Origin of the sequence: Vogesella mureinivorans (assembly GCF_007644035.1) — a bacterium.
In the GTDB taxonomy this organism is placed as follows: domain Bacteria; phylum Pseudomonadota; class Gammaproteobacteria; order Burkholderiales; family Chromobacteriaceae; genus Vogesella; species Vogesella mureinivorans.
This window is the reverse complement of record NZ_VMTV02000099.1, coordinates 1-22,609: the sequence shown is the minus strand read 5'-3', so window position 1 is coordinate 22,609 and position 22,609 is coordinate 1. Positions and strand designations below refer to the sequence as shown.

The 22,609-nt window shown below is 64.2% G+C and carries 21 protein-coding genes; 8 read left to right on the top strand and 13 right to left on the bottom strand.

What is annotated here, in order from left to right:
* Positions 1–115 precede the first annotated feature (115 nt).
* Positions 116–1,009: a LysR family transcriptional regulator gene (locus tag FLQ44_RS02225; protein WP_147692851.1), complete on the top strand. Its 894-nt coding sequence runs from the start codon at positions 116–118 to the stop codon at positions 1,007–1,009.
* Here FLQ44_RS02225 and FLQ44_RS02220 read toward each other — a convergent pair.
* From FLQ44_RS02220 to zigA, 7 genes are all read right to left on the bottom strand, one after another.
* On the bottom strand, positions 1,006–1,743 hold the full coding sequence (locus FLQ44_RS02220; RefSeq protein ID WP_206208625.1) for a substrate-binding periplasmic protein: 738 nt from the start codon (positions 1,741–1,743) through the stop codon (positions 1,006–1,008). The two genes, FLQ44_RS02225 and FLQ44_RS02220, sit on opposite strands and share 4 nt — an antisense overlap.
* 150 nt (positions 1,744–1,893) lie before the next feature.
* Positions 1,894–2,061 (bottom strand): FeoB-associated Cys-rich membrane protein, encoded by a 168-nt coding sequence (locus FLQ44_RS02215; RefSeq protein WP_147692850.1) that lies wholly within the window; start codon positions 2,059–2,061, stop codon positions 1,894–1,896.
* A gap of 10 nt (positions 2,062–2,071) precedes the next feature.
* Entirely contained in the window at positions 2,072–3,916 is a 1,845-nt protein-coding gene (feoB, locus tag FLQ44_RS02210) for a ferrous iron transporter B (protein ID WP_147692849.1), read from the bottom strand.
* Positions 3,917–3,923: 7 nt separating this feature from the next.
* A complete protein-coding gene (locus FLQ44_RS02205; protein WP_147682210.1) occupies positions 3,924–4,193 on the bottom strand; it encodes a FeoA family protein in 270 nt (89 codons plus the stop codon).
* 175 nt (positions 4,194–4,368) lie between these two features.
* Complete coding sequence (locus tag FLQ44_RS02200) at positions 4,369–4,992, bottom strand: DUF1826 domain-containing protein (RefSeq protein WP_147692848.1); 624 nt, start codon at positions 4,990–4,992, stop codon at positions 4,369–4,371.
* Positions 4,992–6,329 carry a dihydroorotase gene (locus FLQ44_RS02195; RefSeq protein WP_147692847.1) on the bottom strand — a complete coding sequence of 446 codons (1,338 nt, stop codon included), beginning with the start codon at positions 6,327–6,329 and terminating at the stop codon, positions 4,992–4,994. The genes FLQ44_RS02200 and FLQ44_RS02195 overlap by 1 nt, the downstream gene beginning before the upstream one ends.
* Entirely contained in the window at positions 6,326–7,561 is a 1,236-nt protein-coding gene (zigA, locus tag FLQ44_RS02190) for a zinc metallochaperone GTPase ZigA (protein ID WP_147692846.1), read from the bottom strand. The genes FLQ44_RS02195 and zigA overlap by 4 nt, the downstream gene beginning before the upstream one ends.
* A 149-nt stretch (positions 7,562–7,710) precedes the next feature.
* Between zigA and FLQ44_RS02185 the strand changes: the two genes are divergently transcribed.
* From FLQ44_RS02185 to FLQ44_RS02175, 3 genes are all read left to right on the top strand, one after another.
* Positions 7,711–8,928: a BtaA family protein gene (locus tag FLQ44_RS02185; protein ID WP_147692845.1), complete on the top strand. Its 1,218-nt coding sequence runs from the start codon at positions 7,711–7,713 to the stop codon at positions 8,926–8,928.
* Entirely contained in the window at positions 8,925–10,025 is a 1,101-nt protein-coding gene (locus FLQ44_RS02180; RefSeq protein ID WP_147692844.1) for a GNAT family N-acetyltransferase, read from the top strand. Before FLQ44_RS02185 ends, FLQ44_RS02180 begins: the two co-directional genes overlap by 4 nt.
* Positions 10,026–10,208: 183 nt before the next feature.
* Positions 10,209–11,792, top strand: a complete 1,584-nt coding sequence (locus tag FLQ44_RS02175; RefSeq protein ID WP_147692843.1) for an ABC transporter substrate-binding protein — start codon at positions 10,209–10,211, stop codon at positions 11,790–11,792.
* 80 nt (positions 11,793–11,872) lie between these two features.
* Here FLQ44_RS02175 and FLQ44_RS02170 read toward each other — a convergent pair whose 3' ends face one another.
* Complete coding sequence (locus FLQ44_RS02170; RefSeq protein ID WP_147692842.1) at positions 11,873–12,751, bottom strand: DMT family transporter; 879 nt, start codon at positions 12,749–12,751, stop codon at positions 11,873–11,875.
* Positions 12,752–12,946: 195 nt separating this feature from the next.
* Positions 12,947–14,764, bottom strand: a complete 1,818-nt coding sequence (locus FLQ44_RS02165; RefSeq protein ID WP_170252721.1) for a gamma-glutamyltransferase family protein — start codon at positions 14,762–14,764, stop codon at positions 12,947–12,949.
* A 221-nt stretch (positions 14,765–14,985) separates the two neighbouring features.
* Here FLQ44_RS02165 and FLQ44_RS02160 point away from each other — a divergent pair, with 221 nt between their 5' ends.
* On the top strand, positions 14,986–15,732 hold the full coding sequence (locus FLQ44_RS02160; protein WP_147692841.1) for a pseudouridine synthase: 747 nt from the start codon (positions 14,986–14,988) through the stop codon (positions 15,730–15,732).
* Between the two features lie 80 nt (positions 15,733–15,812).
* Here FLQ44_RS02160 and FLQ44_RS02155 read toward each other — a convergent pair whose 3' ends face one another.
* From FLQ44_RS02155 to FLQ44_RS02145, 3 genes are all read right to left on the bottom strand, one after another.
* Positions 15,813–16,577: a MipA/OmpV family protein gene (locus FLQ44_RS02155; protein ID WP_147692840.1), complete on the bottom strand. Its 765-nt coding sequence runs from the start codon at positions 16,575–16,577 to the stop codon at positions 15,813–15,815.
* A gap of 44 nt (positions 16,578–16,621) precedes the next feature.
* Positions 16,622–16,888, bottom strand: coding sequence for a hypothetical protein (locus FLQ44_RS02150; RefSeq protein WP_147692839.1), 267 nt, complete (start codon positions 16,886–16,888; stop codon positions 16,622–16,624).
* 228 nt (positions 16,889–17,116) lie between these two features.
* Entirely contained in the window at positions 17,117–18,163 is a 1,047-nt protein-coding gene (locus tag FLQ44_RS02145) for a sensor histidine kinase (RefSeq protein WP_147692838.1), read from the bottom strand.
* Between the two features lie 459 nt (positions 18,164–18,622).
* Between FLQ44_RS02145 and FLQ44_RS02140 the strand changes: the two genes are divergently transcribed.
* Positions 18,623–19,129 (top strand): MarR family winged helix-turn-helix transcriptional regulator, encoded by a 507-nt coding sequence (locus tag FLQ44_RS02140; RefSeq protein WP_170252720.1) that lies wholly within the window; start codon positions 18,623–18,625, stop codon positions 19,127–19,129.
* 69 nt (positions 19,130–19,198) lie between these two features.
* Positions 19,199–20,368 carry a cyanate transporter gene (locus FLQ44_RS02135; protein ID WP_170252719.1) on the top strand — a complete coding sequence of 390 codons (1,170 nt, stop codon included), beginning with the start codon at positions 19,199–19,201 and terminating at the stop codon, positions 20,366–20,368.
* On the opposite strand, the gene FLQ44_RS02130 is transcribed toward FLQ44_RS02135, so the two are convergent.
* Positions 20,365–21,699 (bottom strand): aminotransferase-like domain-containing protein, encoded by a 1,335-nt coding sequence (locus FLQ44_RS02130; protein WP_147692835.1) that lies wholly within the window; start codon positions 21,697–21,699, stop codon positions 20,365–20,367. The two genes, FLQ44_RS02135 and FLQ44_RS02130, sit on opposite strands and share 4 nt — an antisense overlap.
* Before the next feature lie 90 nt (positions 21,700–21,789).
* Here FLQ44_RS02130 and FLQ44_RS02125 point away from each other — a divergent pair, with 90 nt between their 5' ends.
* A complete protein-coding gene (locus FLQ44_RS02125; protein ID WP_147692834.1) occupies positions 21,790–22,395 on the top strand; it encodes a DJ-1/PfpI family protein in 606 nt (201 codons plus the stop codon).
* Positions 22,396–22,609 lie beyond the last annotated feature (214 nt).

The following is a 22,609-nucleotide window of genomic DNA, read 5'->3' as shown; positions in this document are numbered from 1 at the left end:
TGAGGCGGCAAACACTGCCGCGGTGTGCATCGGGTATGGACGTCACTATAATTTCTAAATCCGCGCAGATAAACGCGATAAACTGCGCATATTTGTTGCACTAATCGAGCAAATCATGGACAGACTCACCGCCATGCAGGTGTTTGCCGACGTAGCCGCCAGCGGCAGCTTTACCACCAGTGCCGAGCGGCTGGGCATGTCGCGCGCCATGGTCACGCGCTATGTGGCCGAAATGGAGCAATGGCTGGGCGCCCGCCTATTACAACGCACCACCCGCAGCGTGACGCTGACCGATGCGGGCGAGCAGGCGCTGCGCCGCTGCCTGCAAATGCTAGCACTGGCCGAAGAAACGGCAGACGAGGTGGCCCCGCCGGACGGCACGCTGCGCGGCCAACTACGGCTGACCAGCAGCATGTCGTTTGGCCACGCCCACCTGGCTGCCGCCATCAGCGACTTTCTGGCGCTGCACCCGCAGCTGAAGATAGACCTGAACGTAGGCGACGCGGCGCTGAACCTGGTAGAAGCACGCATCGACCTGGCCATCCGCATCAGCAGCGAGCCGGACCCGGCGCTGATCGCCCGCCCGCTGGCCAGCTGCCAGTCGCTGCTGGTGGCCAGCCCGGCCTACCTGGCAGCAGAGGGTTGGCCGCAAAGCCCCGCCGAGCTGGCGCAGCACCGCTGCCTGGGCTACGCCAATTTTGGCCGCAGCACCTGGCGCTTTGGCCGGGATGGCGAATGGCAAACCGTAAGCGTACCGACGCGCTTTACCGCTAATGAAGCCACCGTGCTGCTGCACGCGGCACTGGCCGGCGGCGGCATCGCGCTGCAGCCCACCTATCTGGCGGCGCCGCTATTGGCCAGCGGCCAACTACAGCAGTTATTGCCAGGCTGGGACGTACCGCAGATGACCATCTACGCGCTGTACGCGTCGCGCCGCCACCTGTCGCCGGCGGTACGGGCGCTGCTGGATTTTCTGCTGGCGCGCTTTGCCGGCGCACCGTGGGATTAGCCGCCGTAACGGCGCTGCAGTGCCGCCAGGCGGCCGTCGGCCTTGATACGGTCCAGCGCCTGCTGCAGGCTACGCAGCACAGCGGGATCGGTATTTTTATTGAAGGCAAACCAGTACTGGTAGCGCTGATCCAGCGTCCACAGCGGGCGGATGCGCGCCGGGTCTAGCTGCTGTTGCTGGCGTTGCCACTGCATGGCCCAGTCCAGCATCACTACCGTATCAGCGCGCCCCAGCAACAGCTTTTTCAGGTTCACCTCGTCACTTTGGCCATATTCCAGCTGCGCCGCAGGCACACCCAGCTGCTGCAAGCTGCTGGCAGCACTGGATGCGGCCAACACGCCATGGCGGTAACGCAGCAGGTCGGCGGGTTTGCGTACCACCACCTCCGGACGCGTGGCCAAGGTGTACACCATGATACGGCGCGGGGCGATGGGGCCTACCCAGCGGAACAGCTGCTCGCGCTCGGGGTTGCGCACAATGCTGTACAGCGCGCTGCCTGGCTGCTGCTTGACCGTACGGTAGGCGCGCACCCACGGCATTAGCTCCAGCTGTACCGTGTGGCCTGCGTCTGCCGCCATCATCCGCAACAGCTCGCTGGCAAAGCCGCCGACGCGGCCGTTTTCGTCAAAGTTAAGCGGGGGCAATACCTCGGCATACGCCTTGAAGGTGGCCGCCACGGTAACAGCAGGAAACAACAGCGCCGCCAGTGCAGCGGCCAACAAGGCTTTTTTCATTATTCCGGGCCAAAATTTCTATCATCCTGAGCCTAGGACAGGGCCGCGCCCTGCACAAGGCCCAGACAGGCATGCCGGCTAGCAGGCCTGGCAAAAAAACACCCCCGGCTTGCCGTGGCAAACAGGGGGTATTGGCCGTAGCCAGCCAGCTTAGTGGCAGCCACCGCCCTTGCAGCTGCCGCAGCGCCCGCAGCCATCCTGCTTGGGCGCAACACCCGGCAGCGGCTTGCGGCGGCGCGGCAGATACTGGCGCAGCAGGTACAGCACGGCTGCGGCGACGATCAGGCCAACCACGGCCCCCTGCATGCTTTCACTCATGGTGTGCTCCTTATGCCCAGAGGGCAGCAATGTGGCGCACCAGCAGCGCGCCAAGGTACGCCAGACCAAACAGGTAGGTAGTAAATATGGCCGTAGCCTGGCGCGAGTTGGTTTCGCGGCGCACCACGGCAATGGTCGCCAGGCACTGCGGCGCATATACAAACCATGCCAGGTAGGCCAGCGCCACCGGCAGCCCCCAGTCGTGCGCCAGTGCACCACCCAGCGCGTCCTCGCCGCCTACCGCGTACACGGTAGCCAGTGCGCTCACGGCTACCTCGCGCGCGGCCATGGCGGGGATCAGCGCAATGCACATTTGCCAGTTAAAGCCCAGCGGGTCGAACAGCGGCTGCATCAGCTTGCCCAGCATGCCGGCAAAGCTGTACTCGATCGCCGGCAGCGTGGCACCCACCGGCGCATGCGGGAAGGTGGCCAGAAACCACAGCACGATAGACAGCGCCAGGATGATGGTGCCCACGCGGCGCAGGAAAATCCACGCGCGCTCTTTCAGCCCCAGCGCAAAGTGGTACGCATTGGGCCAGCGGTAGTTGGGCAACTCCAGCAGCAGTGGAAAGCCCTGGCTCGCCACCTGGCGGCCACGCATGACCCAGGCCACCAGCGCGGCGCTGACAATACCGGCCACATATAAGGCAAACAGCGTCAGCCCCTGCAGGTTAAACACGCCCCACACGGTGTGCTGCGGCACAAAAGCACCGATCACCAGCGCGTACACCGGCAGGCGCGCCGAGCAGGTCATCAGCGGCGCGGTAAGGATGGTCAGCAGGCGCTCTTTCGGGTCGGCAATGCTACGCGTAGACATAATGCCGGGCACGGCGCAGGCAAAGCTGGACAGCATGGGGATGAACGAGCGGCCGGACAGCCCCACGCCACGCATCAGGCGGTCCAGCAAAAACGCGGCACGCGGCAGGTAGCCGGAATCTTCCAGCGCCAGGATAAAGGCGAACAGGATGATGATCTGCGGCAAGAACACCAGCACGCCGCCTACGCCGGCAATCAGGCCATCCACCACAAAGTCGTGCAGGATGCCGGCCGGCAGCAAGCTGCCCACGGTTTCACCCAGCCACGCCATGCTGCCGTCGATGGCGTCCATCACCGGCGCGGCCCAGGCAAACACCGCCTGGAACATCAGCAGCAAAATGGTGGCCAGCAGCACCAGGCCCAGCACCGGGTGCATCACCAGCGCGTCTAGCCGGTCTTGCCACGCCGGGGCGTGCGACGGCGCCGACACACTGCTGGCCAGCAGCGTATCGATACGGGCGTACAGGTGCTCCACCGCCTCGGCGCGCTCGGGCAGGGCCAGGCGGCCGCTGCGGCTGCCGGCGCTGCGGGCACACTGTGCCAGTGCGGCGTGCAGGTCGGCCACGCCGTTTTTGCGCACGGCCACGGTTTCTACCACCGGCATGCCCAGCTGTTGCGACAGCATGGCGGTATCGATGGTAATGCCGCGGCTGCGGGCCGTATCGGCCAGGTTCAGCGCCAGAATCATGGGCAGGCCCAGCGCCTGCAGCTCCAGCACCAGGCGCAGGCCCAGCTTGATATTGGTGGCGTCCACTACCGCTACCAGCACATCGGGCGCGGCCTCGCCGGCCATTTCGCCCAGGATCACGCGGCGCGCTACTTGCTCGTCGGGCGAGGCCACGTACAGGCTATAGGTACCGGGCAGGTCGATCAGCTCGGCCGGGCGGCCCAGGCCAGCCAGGCTGCCCAGGCGTTTTTCGACGGTCACACCGGCATAGTTGGCCACCTTGGCCCGCGCACCGGTCAGGCTGTTAAACAGCGCGGTCTTGCCGCAATTGGGGTTACCCACCAGGGCAAAACGCAATAGAGATGAAGACATGGCGGAATCAGGCGGGGTGAACAGTGGTCAGGATCTTGGCGGCTTCGCTGCGGCGCAGGCCAAACTTGGTGCCGTTAATGCGCACGGCTACCGGGTCGGCACCAAACAGGCCAAAACCGATCACCTGCAGCACCGCACCGGGCAAGAAGCCCAGCTCCTTCAGGCGCTGGGTAACTTGCGCGTCCAGCTCGCCAAAATGGCTGTGGCTGGCGATATCGACAATGGTGGCACGTGCGCCCTTGGGCAGCTGGTGCAGCGGGGTGGCAGTATGTGGCAAAGCGCGCTCCTTGCTGGTAAGAAAACCGCATCAGCAAATGCGATTAATTCTTTTTATCGTAGCAATAAGCGCCACCTATGTACACCCGCCAAACCTGATACAGATCAAGCAAAACGTATCCATCTGTAGTGATATGCCATAGGCAAATGCAATCACCCCCGTGATGACCTGCCCCTCAATACATGGCATCCAGCACCAGCATTACCCGTGGCGGCTGGCCACCCACGGCGGGCGAACGGTGGATGGCACCGCCATCGCCATTACCCTGCCACTGGCTACCTTTCAGCAGCACCACGTCGCCCGCCACGCTACGGCCAACCTTTGCCGTGCGCATCAGGCCGGAGGTTTCGTCGGGCAAGCCGCCACTGCCACGCCCCAGAAAGCGGCGGTCGGCCGCTGCTGCGGCCAGCCATTCGGTACCCGGCCCGCGCCAGGTGCACACCAGGCGGATGCCGGTGCGGTCCACATGAAAACGCGGGCACATGCTGCCATCCAGCACCTCTACCCGCCAGCCCACCTGCGCACAGCCCAGCAAGGTGGCGTACATATCGGCCAGCAGGGCAATGTCGTCTTGCAGCGCCTGCCGCCCCGCGCCCGCCGGCCAGGCGGCCAGCACGGGCGCTTCGCCAGCCGATAGCACGCCGCGATAGCCCAGCCGCAAGCTGCCACTGGCGGCCAGGCTGTCCAGGTAGCCGGCCACCCCGGCGGGCAAGGGGCGCTGCCAGCACAGCAGCTGCACCTGGGGCTGAAAGATCTGCGGCCAATCCGCCAGATGCGGTGTGATAACGATATCGCGCATCAGCCCCCCACCCTGCCGGCGAACTGCAGCGCCCGCCCCTGCACGCCAGGCTGCAAGCGGCCCTGATACCAGCCCAGCTGGCCGGATACCACGGTAGCGCGCACGTGGTGGCGTAGCGGGTGGTGCTCGAACGGCGACCAGCCACAGCGCGACATCACCGGCAGCACCGGGCCGGCGCCAGGCGCCACAAGCGCCAGGTCGGCCCAGCAGCCTTCATCCAGATAGCCGCGATCGCGTATACCAAACAGCTCGGCCACGTTATGGCTGGTTTTCTGCACCAGCTGCGGCAGCGTCAGCACGCCGTTGTCCACCAGGCCCATCAGCGCCGGCAGCGCGTGCTGCACCAGCGGCAGGCCACTGGGCGCCTGCCAGTACGGGCGGGCTTTTTCTTCGGTGGTATGCGGCGCGTGGTCGGTACCGATCACATCGATACGCCCATCGGCCACGGCCTGCAGCAAGGCGGCGCGGTCGGCGGCGGTTTTCACTGCGGGGTTGCACTTCAGGCGGTTGCCCAGCATGGCGTAATCGGCCTCGTCAAACAGCAGGTGGTGCACGCAGGCCTCGGCGGTAATGCGCTTACCCGCCAGCGGGCCGGCATCGAACAGCCCCAGCTCGCGGGCGGTGGTGAGGTGCAGCACATGCAAGCGGGTGTCAAACTGCCGCGCCAGGCTTACCGCCAGGCTGCTGCTCTGCCAGCAGGCTTCGGCGCTGCGTGCCTGCGGGTGCAGCGCTGCCGTTGCCTCGTCGCCGTATTGTGCCTGCAGCCGCGCGGTGTCGGCCGCTACCGTGGGGGTATGCTCGCAGTGCGCCAGCAATATGGTGGGCACGCTGGCAAACAGGCGCTCCAGCAGTGCTGGGTCGTCCAGCAGCATATTGCCGGTGCTGGCGCCCATGAACACTTTCACCCCCGCCACGCGGCCAGGCGGCAGCGCGGCCACCAGGTCCAGGTTGTCGCTGGCGGCACCAAAATGAAAGCCATAGTTGGCCGCACTGTGCTGTGCGGCCAACCATTCCTTGTGCGCCAGCGCGTCCAGCGTGGTGGTGGTGGGCGTGGTGTTCGGCATGTCCATAAAGCTGGTAATGCCGCCGGCCAGCGCCGCGCGCGACTCGGTGGCGATGCAGCCTTTATGCGTAAGCCCCGGCTCGCGAAAATGCACTTGGTCGTCGATCATGCCGGGCAGCAGCCAGCCGCCTGCTGCGTCGATAGTGTGCCGGGCGTCGGCATCGATAGCGGGGGCAATGCGCTCGATACGCCCTGCGTACACCAGCAGGTCGCCTTCGGCCACGTCGCCACGGTTTACCAGCCGCGCGTTGCGAATCAGGATGTCCGCTTTCATGCTGGCAGCGCCTCGCTGTCTTCTTCTACCTCGCCCCACTGTGGAAACGGGTCTGGCAGGCTGGCCCAGGCGGCCGGGCCGGCGGCCAGCTCGGCGTCGGTCAGCAAACAGGCGTCAAATGCCGCGGTCAGCGCAGCCTGGTCCATGCCCATGCCGATGATCACCAGCTCTTGCTGGCGGTCGCCCCAGGGCTCGGCCCAGCGGCTGGTGATGATGGCGCGGCTTTCGTCGTCTTGCGGCCAGTCGGCGCGGTCTACCGCGTCCCACCACAGCCCGCCCAGCCCATGGCGTGACATGGCACCCGCCTGCGACCAGCTGCCCACCAGCATGGGGCGGGTAGCCAGCCAGAAATAGCCCTTGGAGCGCACCACGCCAGGCCATTCTTGCTGTACCCATTGGTAAAAACGCTGCGGGTGGAAGGGCTGGCGCGCACGGTAAACAAAGCTGGTAATGCCGTACTCTTCGGTTTCCGGCACGTGCTCGCCGCGCAGTTCTTGCAGCCAGCCGGGGGCGTCCGCCGCCGCGTCAAAATCAAACAGGCCGGTATCCAGCACGCTAGCCAGCGGCACACGGCCAAAGTGGCTTTTCACGATGCGCGCACGCGGGTTGAGCGTGGCCAGAATGGCTTCCAGCCGCAGGATGCCGCCGGCCGACATCAGGTCGGTCTTGTTCAGCACAATCACGTCGCAAAACTCCACCTGCTCGATCAGCAGGTCTACCACGGTGCGCTCGTCTTCTTCGCCGGCCGCTTCGCCACGCTGGTGCAGGAAGTCTTGCGAGCCGTAATCGCGCAGAAAATTAAAGCCGTCCACCACGGTGACCATGGTGTCCAGCCGCGCGATATCGGACAGGCTGTGGCCGTCGTCGTCGCGGAAGGTAAAGGTTTCTGCCACCGGCAGCGGCTCGGCAATGCCGGTAGATTCGATCAGCAGATAATCAAAACGGCCGGCTGCGGCCAACTGCCGTATCTCCACCAGCAGGTCTTCGCGCAAGGTGCAGCAGATGCAGCCATTGCTCATTTCCACCAGCTTTTCTTCGGCGCGGCTCAGCGCGGCGCCGCCTTCGCGCACCAGCTGCGCGTCGATGTTGACCTCGGACATATCGTTCACGATCACCGCTACGCGGCGGCCCTCGCGGTTATTCAGGATATGGTTCAGCAAGGTGGTTTTACCGGCACCCAGAAAACCGGACAACACGGTAACGGGCAGGCGGGGGTCTTGTTTGGCTGGCATGGCTCACTCCGGCGTTATAACGTAACATTAGCTTATGTTATGTTGTAACACACCTGTCAAGCCCCCCGCGTCATCGCAGCGCAACCAGTTTGTCATCAAGCTGCCATGCCAAGCCCGCACTATTCGATGAAACATCATCAGGAGGCCGCATGAGCACGCACAAGCTAGTTAGCCAGGCAGTGAGCAACTCCACCACCACCGGCCTGAAAGCCATTGGCGACCGCCTGTTTGCCAGCTGGTTCAGCCGCCTGGTATACGCCCAGATCTGGGAAGACCCGGAAGTAGACATCGCCGCGCTGCAGCTGCGCCCCGGCATGCGCCTGCTCACCATCTCGTCCGGTGGCTGCAACGCCCTGGCCTACCTCAGCCGCCAGCCGGCCGAGGTGCACGCGGTAGACCTCAACGACACCCACCTGGCCATGCTGGCGCTCAAGAAAACCGCGTTTGCCGAGCTGCCAGACTACGCCACCCTGCTGGATTTTCTGGGCGATGCCAGCCAGCGCCAGAACGCACAGCGCTACCGCCGCTACATTGCTGCCGCCCTGCCGGTAAGTGCCCGCCAATACTGGGAACACAACAATATCTGGGGTACGCCGCGCTACGCACTGTTTACCCGTCACGCCTACCGCCACGGCCTGCTGGGGCGCTTTATCGGCCTGGGCCATGTGCTGGCCCGGCTGATGGGTGGCAACCTGGGCAAACTGGCCAAAGCCACTAGCATCGAAGAACAAAAAGCCCTGTTCGACCGCCACCTGGCACCTGTATTCCGCCACCCGCTACTGCGCTTTCTGTGCCACCGCGAAAGCCTGCTGTACAGCATGGGCATTCCACCGGCCCAGTTTGCCGAGCTGCGTGCCGACGCGGGCGGCAACCTGCCCGCCCTGTTTGAAAGCCGTATGCGCCGCCTGGCCTGCGACTTCCCGCTGAGCGAAAACCCCTACGCGCAGCAAGCCTTTGCCCGCCGCTACGACACCGACAACCAGCGCAGCCTGCCGCTCTACCTGCAGCAAGCGCATTACCACACCATCCGCCAGCAGCTGGGCAAGCTGCAGCTGCACCACCACTCGCTTACCGACTTTCTGGACGAGCGCGCACCGCAAAGCCTGGACGCCTACGTGTTCCTGGATGCACAAGACTGGATGGACGACACCCAGCTTAATGCGCTGTGGCGCCAGGTTACCCGCACCGCCGCCCCCGGCGCCCGCGTAGTGTTCCGCACCGGCGGCAGCGCCTCGCCACTGGAACGCCGCCTGGCACCGCAGCTGCTGGCCTGCTGGGAAACCGACCCCAACTACAACCGCCAGCTGCACCAGCGCGACCGCGCCGCCATCTACGGCGGCGTACACGTGTACATCAAGCGCACATGAGCCGCCTGGAAAACCCGCTACTGCTAGACGGCCACGCCCACTGGCTAAGCCAGGCACGCCAGCTGGGCGGCCAGCACTGGGTGGCCAACGCCCCCTGCCAGGTCTGCTGTAGCGATGCCGGCACGCCTGCCATCCCGGTCACCCGGCTCACCCGCCAGGCCAGCGGCGATAGCTACGTTGCCAGCCCGCGTGCCGCCTGGCTGCACTACCCGCAGGCCGAGGCCGCTCGCCACGGGCGCACTACCCGCCTGCTGGCCGCCGCCGCCAGCGGGCCGCTGGCCGGGCTGGTTAGCGCCGCCCGGCTGGACAGCGCCTGGCACGTCAATAACTGGCTGCTGTCCACCAACCTGCACCCGCAATGGGGCGAAGACGAGCTGACCCTGCTCACCGATACCCTGCTGGCGCGCCAGCCAGACGCCCCGCTGCTGCTGCGCAATGTGTGCGATGCGGCCAACCCCGGCCTGCCCGCCCTGCTGCAAGCCCAGGGCTGGCTGCTCATCCCCGCGCGCCAGGTGTACCTGTGCCAGCCCGCCGACCCTGCCGTGTGGCGCAGCGCCAATGTCAAACGCGACCAAAAGCTGCTGCAAGCCAGCCAGCTCACCGTACTGGGCCCGGATCAGCTCGGCGAAGCCGACATCCCCGCCCTGCAGCGCTGCTTTCGCCAGCTGTTTATCGATAAGCACTCCGCGCTGAACCCGGACTTCACCCCGGCGTTTTTCCGCCTGTGCCTGCAGCAGCGCTTTCTGGCGCTGCACGCGCTGGCACTGGATGGCCAGATAGTCGGCTGCATCGGCCTGTATGAGCGCTACGGCTGGCTCACCACCCCGCTACTGGGTTACGACACCAGCCTACCGGCCGAGCTGGGCCTGTACCGCCAGCTGATGGCCCTGCTGCTGGCCAAGGCGCACGAGCGCCAGCTAGCGCTGCACTACAGCAGCGGCGCCGGCGAATTCAAACGCCACCGTGGCGGCGTGCCACACCTGGAATACACCGCCGTGTTTGCCCACCACCTGCACGGCCGCCATCGCCTGGCGCTGTCTACCTTGGCCAGCCTGCTGCAACGCACCGCCACCCCGCTACTGCAACGCTACGGCTAGGCGCCCAGACCAGCCCAAGGTTGGCCGCAGTGCGGCCTAAGCGCCTACGCGGCAGCTTTGTGCAAATCGGGAAAATGCTTAGCGTAAATAATGCTTGGCATAGCAATACATGCTTTCGGTATGCTGTTGTCCATTATTGCCCGGCGGGCACTTTGCACCGCCGCCGACCCATAAGGACACGCCATGACTGCCCGCCTTACCGCTCTCGCCGCCCTGCTGGCCCTCTCGCTGCCTGCACTGGCCAAACCGCTGACCGTCTGCACCGAAGCCAGCCCGGAAGGCTTCGACGTGGTGCGCTACAACTCGCTGACCACCACCAACGCCAGCGCCGACGTCCTGTTCAACCGCCTGGTGGATTACGACGCCCGCCAGGGCAAAGTGGTACCCAGCCTGGCCAGCGCCTGGCAGGTAGCGCCGGATGGCCTGTCGGTCACCTTCACCCTGCGTGACAAGGTCGCCTTCCACAAAACCGCCTGGTTTACCCCCAGCCGCGCGCTGAACGCCGACGACGTGGTGTTCAGCTTCCAGCGCATGACCGACCCCGCGCACCCGTGGTTCAAAAGCGCCCCCAATGGCTACCCGCACGCCAAATCGTTCCAGCTGGACAAGCTGATCAAAGCCGTGGTGAAAGTAGACGCCCGTACCGTGCGCTTTGAGCTGAACCAGCCCGACGCCACCCTGGTGCCGCTGCTCACCATGGGCTTTGCCAGCATTTACTCCGCCGAATACGCCGCCCAGCTGGCCAAAACCGGCAACTTTGAGCAGCTGAACGCGCAGCCGGTCGGCACCGGCCCCTTCGTGTTCCAGAGCTCGGCCAAAGACAGCGCCGTGCGCTATGCGGCCAACCCTGCCTACTTCGGCGGCAAGCCGGCAGTCGAGCGCCTGGTGTACGCCATTGCGCCCGATAGCGCAGTACGCCTGCAAAAAGTCAAAACCGGCGAATGCCAGATTGCACTTGGCCCCAAGCCGCAAGACATCAGCGATGCCGCCAGCGACGCCCGCATCAAGGTGCTGACCGTGCCGATGTTCTCCACCGCCTTCATCGCGCTGAACAGCCAGCACAAACCGTTTGACGACAAGCGCGTACGCCAGGCCGTGAACCTGGCCTTCGACAAGGCCAACTACCTGAAAGTGGTATTTGCCGGCAGCGCCACCGCCGCCGTCAACCCGTTCCCGCCGTCCACCTTTGGCTACAACAAAGCCATCAAGGACTACAGCCTGGACATCCCCCGCGCCAAGAAACTGCTGGCCGACGCCGGCCTGCCCAATGGCTTTGACACCACCATCTGGATTCGCCCCACCGGCAGCACGCTAAACCCCAACCCGAGAGCCGGCGCCGAAGTATTGCAGGCCGACCTAGCCAAGATCGGCGTGAAGGCCGAGATCAAGGTCATCGAATGGGGCGAGCTGATCAAGCGCGCCAAAGCGGGCGAGCATGACGTGCTGTTCATGGGCTGGGCCGGCGACAACGGCGACGCCGACAACTTCCTTACCCCGCAATTCAGCTGCGCAGCGGTACAGAGCGGCACCAACTTTGCCCGCTTCTGCGACCCCACGCTGGACAAGCTGATCACCGACGCCCGCCGCGACGCCAGCCCGAAACTGCGTGCGGCCAACTACGCCCGCGCCCAGCAGATCATCAAGGAGCAGGCACTGTGGGTACCGCTGGCCCACCCCACTGCCGCAGCGCTAACAAGCACCAACGTCAGCGGCTATAACGTCAGCCCCTTCGGCCGTGTGGATTTTGGCAAAACCGTCGTCAAGTAAAGCGATCAAGCTATCAGCTACGCAAAGCGGCCAACCTGGCAAAAGGTTGGCCGCTTTTTTATCCCCCCGCCTCGCCGTCGCTAGCCGGGCACCGCCTTGCGCCGGCCAAACTGCCACTCGGTCAGCAGCATCGCCAGCACAATCAGCAGCGCGCCGCACCAGTTGAACAGCGTCAGGCGGTCGCCTGCCAGCAGGTAGCCAAACAGGCCACCGAATACCGGCTCCATCACGATGATCAGCGCAATCTTGTTGGGCGACGACCCCACCTGCGCCCGTGTCTGCACAAAGAAACCCAGAGCGGTACCCAGCAGTGCAATCGGCAGCACGCTGTGCAGCAGCGTGGGCAGGTTCGGCCACAGCAGCGAGCGATCCAGCCCGGCCTGCACGGCAGACAAGCCGGCCACCACCAGCAGCTGCACCAGCGTGATGTTCAGCGTATCGGCCAGCTTGCTGGCGCGCGACAGCACGATCACATGTACGGCAAAGAAAAACGCGCTGCCCAGCACCAGCACGTCGCCCAGGCGCAGCTGCATGTCCGATAGCGTGAGCATGCCCAGGCCGATGGCTGCCAGTAGCGCGCCGGCCAGCTGCTGGCGGCCAAGGGTAATACCCAGCCAGCGCCACGCCAGCAAAGGCGTGATGATGACCGCCAGCCCGGTAATAAAGCTGGCATTGGACGCCGTGGTGTAGCGCAAGCCCTTGGTTTGCAACAGAAACGCAGCAAACAACGCCAGCCCAGCCAGGCCGCCGCCCACCACATCGTGCCGCGACAGCGGTGTGCGCCGTAGCAGCCAGATAGGCAGCAGGCACAGCGCGGCAAGGGCAAAGCGCCAGGTGTTGAACGCGGCGTCGCTAAGGCTTTGCAGCGCAAAGTGGATGGCCGAGAACGACCAGCCCCAAAAAGCGGTAATGGCGACAAAGGCCCATTCCCACGCCACACGGTTAACGGTTTTTGCCATGGCATTCCCCCGGCGGTAAGCAACCATGGCCACAACAGCCAGGTAACACGGGCCACGGTTTTGCGCCCTATGCGCCATTGTTACGCCGTAAAAATGCCAACAGCAATGCTTCTATATGACAAGTTCACCAGGATGCCCATGCCGCGCGCTGCGCTGGCTGCGCATGACCAGCAGCCGCACATAGCAGATTCGCGCTTATTCGCCCATCACCACCCCTTCACGGCGCGGGTCGGCGCCGCCGAAGAAGCCGCCAGGCGTGCGGCCGATGGCTTGCAGGCCGCTGGTCATCTCGGTTTCACGCACCTCGTGCTGATGCGCTTTCAGCCAATCGACCGTCGCCGCGGGAAAGCGTTTTTCTTCCAGCATGGTGGGGGCGCCGGTGGCGCCGAAGTTGGGCAGGTTAATGGCCTGCTGCGCGTTCATGCCCCAGTTGAGCATGCCGTACAGCGTTTTGGCGGTGTAGTGGATGATCAGCGCACCGCCCGGGCTACCACCGCTGATCAGCACCTGGCCACTGGCTTTGTCGAACACCAGCGTGGGGCTCATCGAGCTGCGCGGGCGCTTGCCCGGCTCTACGCGGTTGGCAGTGGGCAGGCCACTGCTGTCGTTGGGCACAAAGTTGAAATCGGTCAGCTCGTTATTAAGCAGAAAACCACCCGCGCCCTGGCCCGTCGGGTTCACCATCTGGCGGGCGCCAAACTGCGCCTCGATGGTGGTGGTCATGCTGAGCGCGTGGCCATAGCGGTCGATGATGCTGATGTGGCTGGTGCCGTATTCTGGCTGCGCCGCCGCCACGCCCAGCGCGGTACTGAGCGCGCCGGGCTGGCCAGGCTGGGCCGTTTTCATGCTGTTATCGCCGATCAGCTTGGCACGGCTGGCCAGGTAAGCCGGCGCCAGCATGGTGTGCCAGCTGCCACCCGGTGGTGATACAAAGTCCGGGTCGCCTACGTATTTGGCGCGGTCGGCAAAAGCCAGGCGCGAGGCTTCGGTGTACAGGTGCAGCCATTGCGGCGACGGCAGCGGCTTGCCGTCCGCCCCCTGCTCTAGCGGCAGGCTGGCCGCCGGGGTGTTGGCCAGCATGCCCAGAATCTGCCCCACCGCGATCATGCCGCTGCTGGGCGGCGGAAAGCCGCACAAGCGGTAATCGCGGCTGGCGGCGCGGTAGTCACTGCACAGCGCGTCACGCTTTTTGGGCTGATAAGCGGCCAGGTCGGCTAGCGTCAGCTTGCCGGGGTTGGCCGCATGGCCCTGCACCTTGGCGACGATGGCTTGCGCAATGCTGCCTTGCTGCAAAGCGCGGTTGCCCTGGCGGGCAATGGCTTTCAGCACCTCGGCGTAGGGCTGGTTTTTCAGGATGTGCCCCACCGGCCACGGCTGGCCGTCGGGCTGGTAGAAGTAAGCTGCGGCTACCGGATCCTGCTTCAGGAATGGGTCGGCCTTCAGCAGCGTGTACAGCCGCGGGCTAACGGCAAAACCCTGCTCCGCCAGGCTAATGGCCGGGGCAAACAGCGCAGCCCATGGCAGCTTGCCTTGCTCGCGGTGCGCCATTTCCAGCATGGCCACTGCGCCGGGCACACCAACAGAGCGGCCACCCACCACGGCATCGTTAAAGGCCATCGGCTTGCCATTGCTCCCGATGAACAATTTGTCGTCCACCGCTGCGGGTGCCGTTTCGCGGCCATCGTAGGCGCTTACCGCCTGGCCATCAAAATACAGCAGGAAGGCGCCGCCGCCGATACCGCTACTCTGCGGCTCTACCAGGCCCAGCACCATTTGCACCGCGACCGCAGCGTCCATGGCACTGCCACCGGCGGCCAGCACCTGACGCCCGGCGTCGGTGGCCAAGGGGTTGGCCGCCGCCACCGCGTACTGGCGGGTAGCCCAGCCGGCTTTTTCCTGGTAGCCACTGGCGGCTTCCGGCTGTTGCGGCAGCGGGCTGTAGTTGAATGCGTTCGGCGCGCTGGCGCAGGCTGCCAGCAGCAGGGACAAGGTAATGGTGCGCAGGGGTAGCATGGGTCATCCTCGGTGGGGTGGTGCCTGACGGGGCGCAGGCATTTTGTCAGTATCATGTCATGTTAATGTCAGCAATCCGTATGCCATAGCCCATATCAGCGTTTTGCCACTAGCTAGCGCCAAACCGTGGCCTGCTGGCATTTTCTGGCGCCAAGATGTGGCATCGCCAAGCTCACCCCGCACTGCTACACTGCGCGCCTTCCCTTTTGCGGCCAACCTTCATGCTGACCATCCTGTACCGCGACGCGCACCTGATTGCCATCGACAAACCCAGCGGCCTGCTGGTGCACCGCAGCGAGATCGACCGCCGCGAGACGCAGTTTGCCGTGCAGATGCTGCGCGACCAGATTGGCCAGCAGGTGTTTCCGGTGCACCGGCTGGACCGCGGCACCAGCGGCGTGCTGCTGTTTGCGCTGGACAGCGCCACCGCGCGCCTGCTGAACGACGCCTTTGCCAGCCGTGCGCCAGCCAAGACCTATCTGGCAATAGTGCGCGGCCACCCGGCCGATAGCGGCGATATCGACCACGCCATTACCCGCCAGCCGGACGAGCGCGAATACGTGCACGGCAACGCCCAGCTGAACGCCCAGCCGGCGTTTACCCGCTACCGCACGCTGGCGCGCTGCACGCTGCCCTTTGCCGTGGACCGCTACCCGCAAAGCCGCTACGCGCTGGTGCAGCTGCACCCGGAAACCGGCCGCCGCCACCAGCTGCGCCGCCACCTGAAGCACATCGCCCACCCGATTATTGGCGACGCCACCCATGGCAAAGGCGTGCATAACCGCTTCTTCCAGACGCAGTACCAGGTTGGCCGCATGCTGCTGCACGCCGCCGAGCTACAGATCACCCACCCGCACAGCGGCCAGCCGCTGACGCTGACGGCACCACTCAGCGGCGACTTTGCCCGCCTGCTGGGCACGCTTGGCTGGGCAGATGCCTTGCCAGCCAGCTGGCTGGGCGAGGCCTGAGCCGCCGCCGACCGCAAGCGGCCAACAAGCAAAAAGCCCCTGCCTGCTATTGCAGACAGAGGCTTTCATCGTCAGAGGGCTCAGAAGCGGTAATGGATACCCAGCATGCCGGTAACGGTGACGTTGCGCTCCACCAGCGGGCTGCCGGTGCGCGCGGCAGCGTCCCACTTTAGCGACGCCGGCAGGTGGCTCACCGACACACGGGTCATGACCGCCAGATTGCGGTTGAAGACGTGGCGCCAGCTAGCACCCAGCTGGTAGCGGGTAGCCGAGTCGGCCTGGTAGGCCGGCAAACCGCTGCGGGCGGCTTCGCTGGCGCTCACGCCGGTGTAGTACTGCTGATAGGCCTTCGGCAGGTAGCTGGCCCCGGCCGATACCACGAAAGCGTCCTGTTGCGTGCTGAACGGCAACACGTTCTCTACCGCCACCGTGGTCAGCGTGGCCTGATGGCGGCTACCGGCATCGTGCATGGCTTGCAGCGACAGCGTGGTGCGCGGGTCCAGCGCCCAGCTCAGCTCGCCGCCCACCAATACGCCCTGCTTGCGCTTGTCCAGCTGGCGCAGCGCAGCGATGTCGTTATCCTTGGGGTCGAACTCGTCAAACTCCCACTGTGCTTTGGCAGTGGCCGTCAGATTGCTGCCCAGTGGCTGCTTCCAGCCCAGCTCCGGGCCCTGTATGTAAAACTGCTCACCCCGGTAGCCCAGCAGCGGTATGGCCACGACCCTGCTATCGTCACCACGGTAAATGGTGCTGCCGACACCGGCGCCGATGCCAGCCTGCCAGTCACCGGCCTGCACCGCCATGGCGGCCAACAACAGGCCCACGCCCGCCATCCCCTGTTTCATGTCTGCTCCTTGCTGGTTGATAGCTACAAAAACCGCTATCAATCCTATATGAATCGGTTTGCAAAAAAAGCATTATGCGGCCAAAGACCCGCCAGCGCGACTAACGGTTCCCGGCTTTCGCCAGCAATAAAAACAAAACAGCCCGGCAGGTTTCCCGTGCCGGGCTGCTGCATGGCAAAGCGCCTTTTCGAAAACAGGGCTTCCGCGCATGACAGCTCCTTGTCTGAGACATGCACCAGCACATGTGCCACCAGATGGGCAAGCCGAGACCCATTTTTTAAAAACCATCGGTTGCGGGAAGAAGCCAGCATCACATCTGGCTAAATTGTATCGCGTGGCGGCGCGGTAGCTGCGGTAGCTGCAGCTGGCTAGCGGCCTTGAGTATCCCTTGCTGGCGGCACCGCAAATCGGGCTTGATGCGGCCAAGCTGCGGCAGGCGCACAACGGTAGCTCTAGGCAAAGCGCTGCGGGGCCAGCCCTGCCCGTACCGGCCACAAGGCTTGCAGGTGCCGGCTACTCTACCGCCGTCACGCTGTGGCTCATGTAGCCTCAGCGGGTAGCGGCAGCGTTATCTCGGCAATCATGCCATGCGGGTTATTGGCGTACAGTGACAGCCGGGCAGCATCACCATAGAGCGTAGCCAGCCGCTGCCGCACGTTGGCCAGGGCTACGCCATCGCCACTTTGCGCGCGCAGGCCTAAGCCGGTATCGGCTACGCGCAGCAGCAGGGTTTTGCCGCTGGCACTGGCGCTGACATTCAGGGTGCCACCGGCTACCGATGGCTCCAGGCCGTGCTGCAGGGCATTTTCTACCAGCGGCTGTAGCAGTAATGGCGGCAAGGGGGTGCCCAACAACTGGGGCGGGATGGCCAGCTGGTAATGCAGGCGCTGCCCCATGCGCAGGCAGGCAATATCCAGCAGCGGGGTCACCAGCGCCAGCTCGTCGGCGAGTGTTACCGTGCTGCGGCGGGCACGGCCAAGGCTGGCGCGCAGGTAGTCGTTTAGCAGGTCCAGCGTGCGCTGTGCCAGCGCGGCATCCTGCCCTATCAGGCTGCGTACAGTAGCCAGGGTATTAAACAGGAAATGCGGCTCGATCTGCGCTTGCAGTAGCGCCAGCCTGGCGGCAGCTTCTGCCTGCTGCAAATCGGCCTGGCGGCCGGCTGCCTCGGCCAGCAGCGCCAGATTGTGCTGGTACTGGTAACGGAAATAAAACAGCCCGGCTGCCGACATGGTCACCAGTGCCATCATGCCGAATTGGCGTAGCTGTAGCGCCAGCCCACCCGTACCGCTCATGCGCTGCAGCATCTCCCCGGGCCAGAGGCCTGCGACCAGGCTCATACCTAGCAATAGCGCAGGCGGCATGCAGAGCAATAGTTGCCAGAAGGCAAGGCGCTCTACCTTGAGCGCAGAGCACAGCAGCCAGGCACTGCCCCACATCAGCAGCGCAATGCAGCTGGATACCAGCAGGGTGAACATGACACGCTCGTTCTCCCCTGACAGGCTTAGCAACGTGGCGATGACGGCACTCAGCAGCAGCAAAAACGGTAACTCGCGGCGGATATTCAACGCGATATGGGTTCGGCTCATGCACCCTCCCGGCCAGATTCAGCAATACCGGCTCGCGGCCAACTGCCAGCAAGCGGGGGTCGTAAAGTGGCCCAATGGCCGGCCACGGCCGCACTCATGGCTGAGAGCCAGCGCACTACGGTCGCCCTGCTGGCGCAAAGACAAGCAGATAAAATGGCCATGGTTTGCCAGATCATGCCGCAGCCGCGCCATGGCGGCCAGCTGCGGGTGTAAAAAACGCTGCCAATCCGCATAAATGACCAGCTATTGTCGCGTAGCCGGCCAGTAGACATGGGCGATTTTGATGGCTGACATCATTTAGGCCTCACGGTTAATGCAAAAAGGCTAAACCGTGCGGCATGGTTACCTGCAGGCTTATGGCCCAGATTGCCATACCTCGATAAACGGCTGCATGCCGGGATGAATGGCCAGCGACCGATGGCGCTTTTATCTTCCAAGGAAGTGACTTCCGGGGAAGTTTTGTCTACACTACGCAGCATGGACCAGATAGACCGCATTATTGCCGAGTGGCAACACAGCCAACCCAGCCTCGACACCACCCCGCTGGCGGTGCTGGGGCGCATTGCGCGCCTGATGGGCTACTTCGAACAAGTTCGCGATGGCGTACTGGCACAGCATCAGCTGAAGTATGGCGAATTCGATGTACTGCTTACCCTGCGCCGCCAGGGCGAGCCTTACACCCTGAGCCCGTCGCAGTTATCACAATCGCTGCTACTGACCAGCGGCGGCATCAGCAAACGCATCGACAAGCTGGAAAACGCCGGCCTGGTAGAGCGCCTGCCAGACGACGCCGACCGGCGCGGCGTGATGATCCGCCTGTCCGCCAGCGGCCTGGCGAAAGTCAACCAGGCACTGATACCCCACACAGACGCCCAGCTCGACCTGCTATCCCACCTGCCCGCCAGCGACCAACAAGCCCTGGCCACGCTGCTGCAACGCTGGCTGGTAGCACTGGAAAACACCTGACCTCTTCTTTTGATTGATACCGTCAGGCTGCGCGCGGCCTGCCGCCGTGTGCCGCCGATGGGGAACACCATGCCATCACACACACGTACCCTGTTAACACTCCTGATCATCCTGTGCGGGCTCAACCTGCGCCCCATTCTGGCCGGCACCGGCCCGCTACTGGAGCCCATACGCGCCGCCACCGGCCTGAGCTTTGGCGGCGCTGCCCTGCTTACCACCCTGCCCGTCGCCATGATCGGCCTGTGCGCCTTCGCCCTGCCGCTGTTCAAACGCTGGCTGGGCAGCAAAGGCGGCATCCTGGCCGGGGTGCTGCTCATCGCCGCCGCCTGCCTGCTCCGCCTCAGCGAAACCACCAGTGCGCTCATGTTGTCTGCCGGCATTGCCGGCCTGGGCATTGCGATTGTGCAGGCACTGGTACCGGCACTGATCAAACAACACGGTGGCAGCCGGGTATCGCTGATGATGGGCCTGTACGTTACCTCCATCATGGGTGGCGCCACCCTGGCCGCAGGCAGTACCCCGTGGCTAGCAGGCCATCTGGGCTGGAGCCCGGCGCTGGCCGTATGGGCCATCCCCGCCATCCTGGCCGCCCTGCTATGGCACAGCCAAGCCCCAGCCGAAGTCAGCCACGCCAGCGGCAGCGCATCGCATATCGGCCGCATGTTCGGCAAAGCCCGCGCCTGGTCGCTGGCGCTGTACTTTGGCATTGGCACCGGCGTGTACGTGTGCACCCTGGCCTGGCTGGCACCCTTCTTTGTTTTTATGGGCTACAGCGCGCAGCAGTCCGGCCTGATGCTCAGCTATATGACAGCTTTTGAAGTCGCCACCGGCCTGCTGCTACCCATCATTGCCGCCCGCCACCACGACCTGCGCCCCTGGCTGCTGCTTACCCTGGCGGCCAACCTTATCGGACTGGCCGGGTTGGCATGGCTACCCGGCCAGCACAGCCTGCTCTTTGTGGCATTGCTGGGCGCGGGCATTGGCGGCCTGTTCCCGCTCACCATGATCCTGACACTGCAACACGCAGACGATGCACAAACCGCCGGCGACCTGACTGCCTTTGTACAAGGCATAGGCTACCTGCTGGCTGCCATCGCCCCGTTTGCGGCCGGCTGGCTGCGCGACCTTACCGCCAGCTATACACTTTCCTGGCAAATGCTGGCTGGCACGGTACTGATCCTGCTGATCATGACCCTGCGCTTTCACCCTGCACGTTACCAAAGCGCACTCGGCCACTAATCACCCAGATTGCCCAGTACTTGCTGCACCAGCTGCAACGCTTGCTGCAAGGCTGGCAGCCCAGGAGAACCCAGCGCCAGACGCACAGCCTGCGGCACATGCACGGTGCTGGCAAAAGGCGCGGCTGGCGACACGGCCACCCCCTGCTGACGCAGCGCAGCCACCAGCGGGTCTGCGCGCACTGCCGGCGGCAAGGGCAGCCATAGAAAATAAGAAGCGGGGTGGCTGACATAAGCAATACCCGTCAGCACCTCAGCCGCCATGGCCTGACGCCGTGCAGCATCCTGCCGCTTCTCGGCCTGCAGCCGTGCCACGGTGCCGTCAGCGATCCAGCCGCAAGCCAGCGCACTCATCACCGCCGGGGTATTCCACACCGTGGCACGAATCACGCGCTCCATTGCCGCCCGCCAATCTGGCGGGGCCACCACATAGCCTACTCGCAGCCCGGTGGCCACACTCTTGGAAAAACCGGACACATAAACAGTCAGCTCGGGCGCTATGGCAGCCAACGGTGGTGGCGCACCATCCGCCAAAAAGGCATACGCCGCATCCTCGATCAACAGTAGCCCGTACTGGCGTGCAAGCGCCACCAGTTGCTGGCGCTGCGTGGCAGGCATCACCCAGCCCAGCGGGTTATGCAAAGTCGGCATGGTGTATACCGCGCGCACCTTGCGCTGGCGACATAGCTGCGCCAGCGCATCCAGATCAGTCCACCCTGCAGCCTGCGGCACAGGCAGCAGGGTCAGATGAAGAGTATCGGCCAACACCTTGAAGCCGGGATAAGTCAGCGCATCCACAGCCACGGCATCACCCGGCTGCAGCATAGCCATCATCGCCACCGCCAAACCATGCTGCGCGCCATTCACGATCAAGACCTGCTCGGCCACTACCTGTAAACCATGATCTGCCAGATAGCCAGCCACCATCGCCCGCTCGCGCAGCCGCCCGCCATGCGGCTGGTAGCACAGCAGGCTATCCAACTCACCCACCAAGGCCAGCTGGCGTAGTGCATCACGCAGCATGTGCCCCTGCCCTGACAGATTAGGATTATTGAAATTAAGGTCGATCAGATCCTGGCCCAGCAGGGGCTGGTCTATACCCAAGCCAACAGGCAGCGCAGCATTGCGCACATACGTCCCCCGCCCAGATTCGCCAGAGACCAGCCCCATCGCGGCCAGCTCGGCGTAAACACGCGTGGCGGTCGCCAGCGCCAACCCTTCCTGTGCTGCCAACGCCCGGTGAGTAGGCAGGCGGGTGCCAGACGGGCAGCGCCCGCTACGAATATCCGCAGCCAGCTTCTCAACCAACTGCTTATAACGCGGCAAGCCCATGGCAATGTATCCAGTACAATTTTTTGAATGTACTGATTTTTCACCTTACGCTGCCCATTCGCAAGCCAATTACCCAAGTGGAACAGCCATATGCATATCGCCATACTGACTTTCGACGGTTTCAACGAGTTGGACTCGCTTATCGCCTACGGCGTACTGAACCGCATCAAGCAGCCCGACTGGCAAGTTTCCATCGCCAGCCCCAGCCTACAAGTCAGCTCCATGAATGGGCTGACACTAACGTCGCACATACCATTACACGCAGCAAGCCAAGCTGACGCAGTCATAATTGGCAGCGGCGTACAGACACGCCAGGTAGTAGCGAATGCCGAGCTGATGGCCCAGCTACAGCTAGACCCAAGCAGGCAGCTACTGGCCGCACAATGCTCGGGCACACTGATCCTCGCCAAGCTCGGCCTGCTGCAAGCCATCCCCGCCTGTACAGACCTCACCAGCAAGCCCTGGGTGCAAGAGGCAGGCATTCACATCCTGAATCAACCATTTTTTGCCAAAGGCAACATCGCCACCGCAGGCGGGTGTCTCGCATCTGCCTACCTGGCAGCCTGGGTCATCAGCAAGCTGGCAGGGGCTGCTGCTGCAGAAAGCGCCTTGCATTACCTGGCGCCTGTTGGTGAAAAAGACAGCTACGTAGCACACGCCATGCAGTGCATCACCCCTTATCTGGCCGAAGAGTAGCCTCAGCCAGGCCACAGGCGTATCAAGCGGGTGCTGCCTAGAGAAAATAGCGCGTGGCACGTAGCTAGGGTTGGCGGCGGAGGTAGCGCCGCTCAAGATGGGGTGGGCGTCGGGGTCATTACAATGAAGCAGCCACGTCGCGGCCAACGTTGGCCGCAGACAGCGCCAGCAATACAACTGGTCTGGCACGGGAAGAAACGAGGTTGGCCGCAGA

What these genes read in the sequence shown, in the direction of transcription:
- FLQ44_RS02145 (WP_147692838.1), bottom strand. Translation starts at nt 18,163, where the DNA reads ATGAGCCGAACCCATATCGCGTTGAATATCCGCCGCGAGTTACCGTTT.
- FLQ44_RS02165 (WP_170252721.1), bottom strand. Translation starts at nt 14,764, where the DNA reads ATGCTACCCCTGCGCACCATTACCTTGTCCCTGCTGCTGGCAGCCTGC.
- FLQ44_RS02170 (WP_147692842.1), bottom strand. Translation starts at nt 12,751, where the DNA reads ATGGCAAAAACCGTTAACCGTGTGGCGTGGGAATGGGCCTTTGTCGCC.
- FLQ44_RS02130 (WP_147692835.1), bottom strand. Translation starts at nt 21,699, where the DNA reads ATGGGCTTGCCGCGTTATAAGCAGTTGGTTGAGAAGCTGGCTGCGGAT.
- FLQ44_RS02185 (WP_147692845.1), top strand. Translation starts at nt 7,711, where the DNA reads ATGAGCACGCACAAGCTAGTTAGCCAGGCAGTGAGCAACTCCACCACC.
- FLQ44_RS02155 (WP_147692840.1), bottom strand. Translation starts at nt 16,577, where the DNA reads ATGAAACAGGGGATGGCGGGCGTGGGCCTGTTGTTGGCCGCCATGGCG.
- FLQ44_RS02125 (WP_147692834.1), top strand. Translation starts at nt 21,790, where the DNA reads ATGCATATCGCCATACTGACTTTCGACGGTTTCAACGAGTTGGACTCG.
- FLQ44_RS02215 (WP_147692850.1), bottom strand. Translation starts at nt 2,061, where the DNA reads ATGAGTGAAAGCATGCAGGGGGCCGTGGTTGGCCTGATCGTCGCCGCA.
- FLQ44_RS02180 (WP_147692844.1), top strand. Translation starts at nt 8,925, where the DNA reads ATGAGCCGCCTGGAAAACCCGCTACTGCTAGACGGCCACGCCCACTGG.
- FLQ44_RS02225 (WP_147692851.1), top strand. Translation starts at nt 116, where the DNA reads ATGGACAGACTCACCGCCATGCAGGTGTTTGCCGACGTAGCCGCCAGC.
- FLQ44_RS02200 (WP_147692848.1), bottom strand. Translation starts at nt 4,992, where the DNA reads ATGCGCGATATCGTTATCACACCGCATCTGGCGGATTGGCCGCAGATC.
- FLQ44_RS02195 (WP_147692847.1), bottom strand. Translation starts at nt 6,329, where the DNA reads ATGAAAGCGGACATCCTGATTCGCAACGCGCGGCTGGTAAACCGTGGC.
- FLQ44_RS02135 (WP_170252719.1), top strand. Translation starts at nt 19,199, where the DNA reads ATGCCATCACACACACGTACCCTGTTAACACTCCTGATCATCCTGTGC.
- FLQ44_RS02150 (WP_147692839.1), bottom strand. Translation starts at nt 16,888, where the DNA reads ATGCTGGCTTCTTCCCGCAACCGATGGTTTTTAAAAAATGGGTCTCGG.
- FLQ44_RS02160 (WP_147692841.1), top strand. Translation starts at nt 14,986, where the DNA reads ATGCTGACCATCCTGTACCGCGACGCGCACCTGATTGCCATCGACAAA.
- feoB (WP_147692849.1), bottom strand. Translation starts at nt 3,916, where the DNA reads ATGTCTTCATCTCTATTGCGTTTTGCCCTGGTGGGTAACCCCAATTGC.
- FLQ44_RS02175 (WP_147692843.1), top strand. Translation starts at nt 10,209, where the DNA reads ATGACTGCCCGCCTTACCGCTCTCGCCGCCCTGCTGGCCCTCTCGCTG.
- zigA (WP_147692846.1), bottom strand. Translation starts at nt 7,561, where the DNA reads ATGCCAGCCAAACAAGACCCCCGCCTGCCCGTTACCGTGTTGTCCGGT.
- FLQ44_RS02220 (WP_206208625.1), bottom strand. Translation starts at nt 1,743, where the DNA reads ATGAAAAAAGCCTTGTTGGCCGCTGCACTGGCGGCGCTGTTGTTTCCT.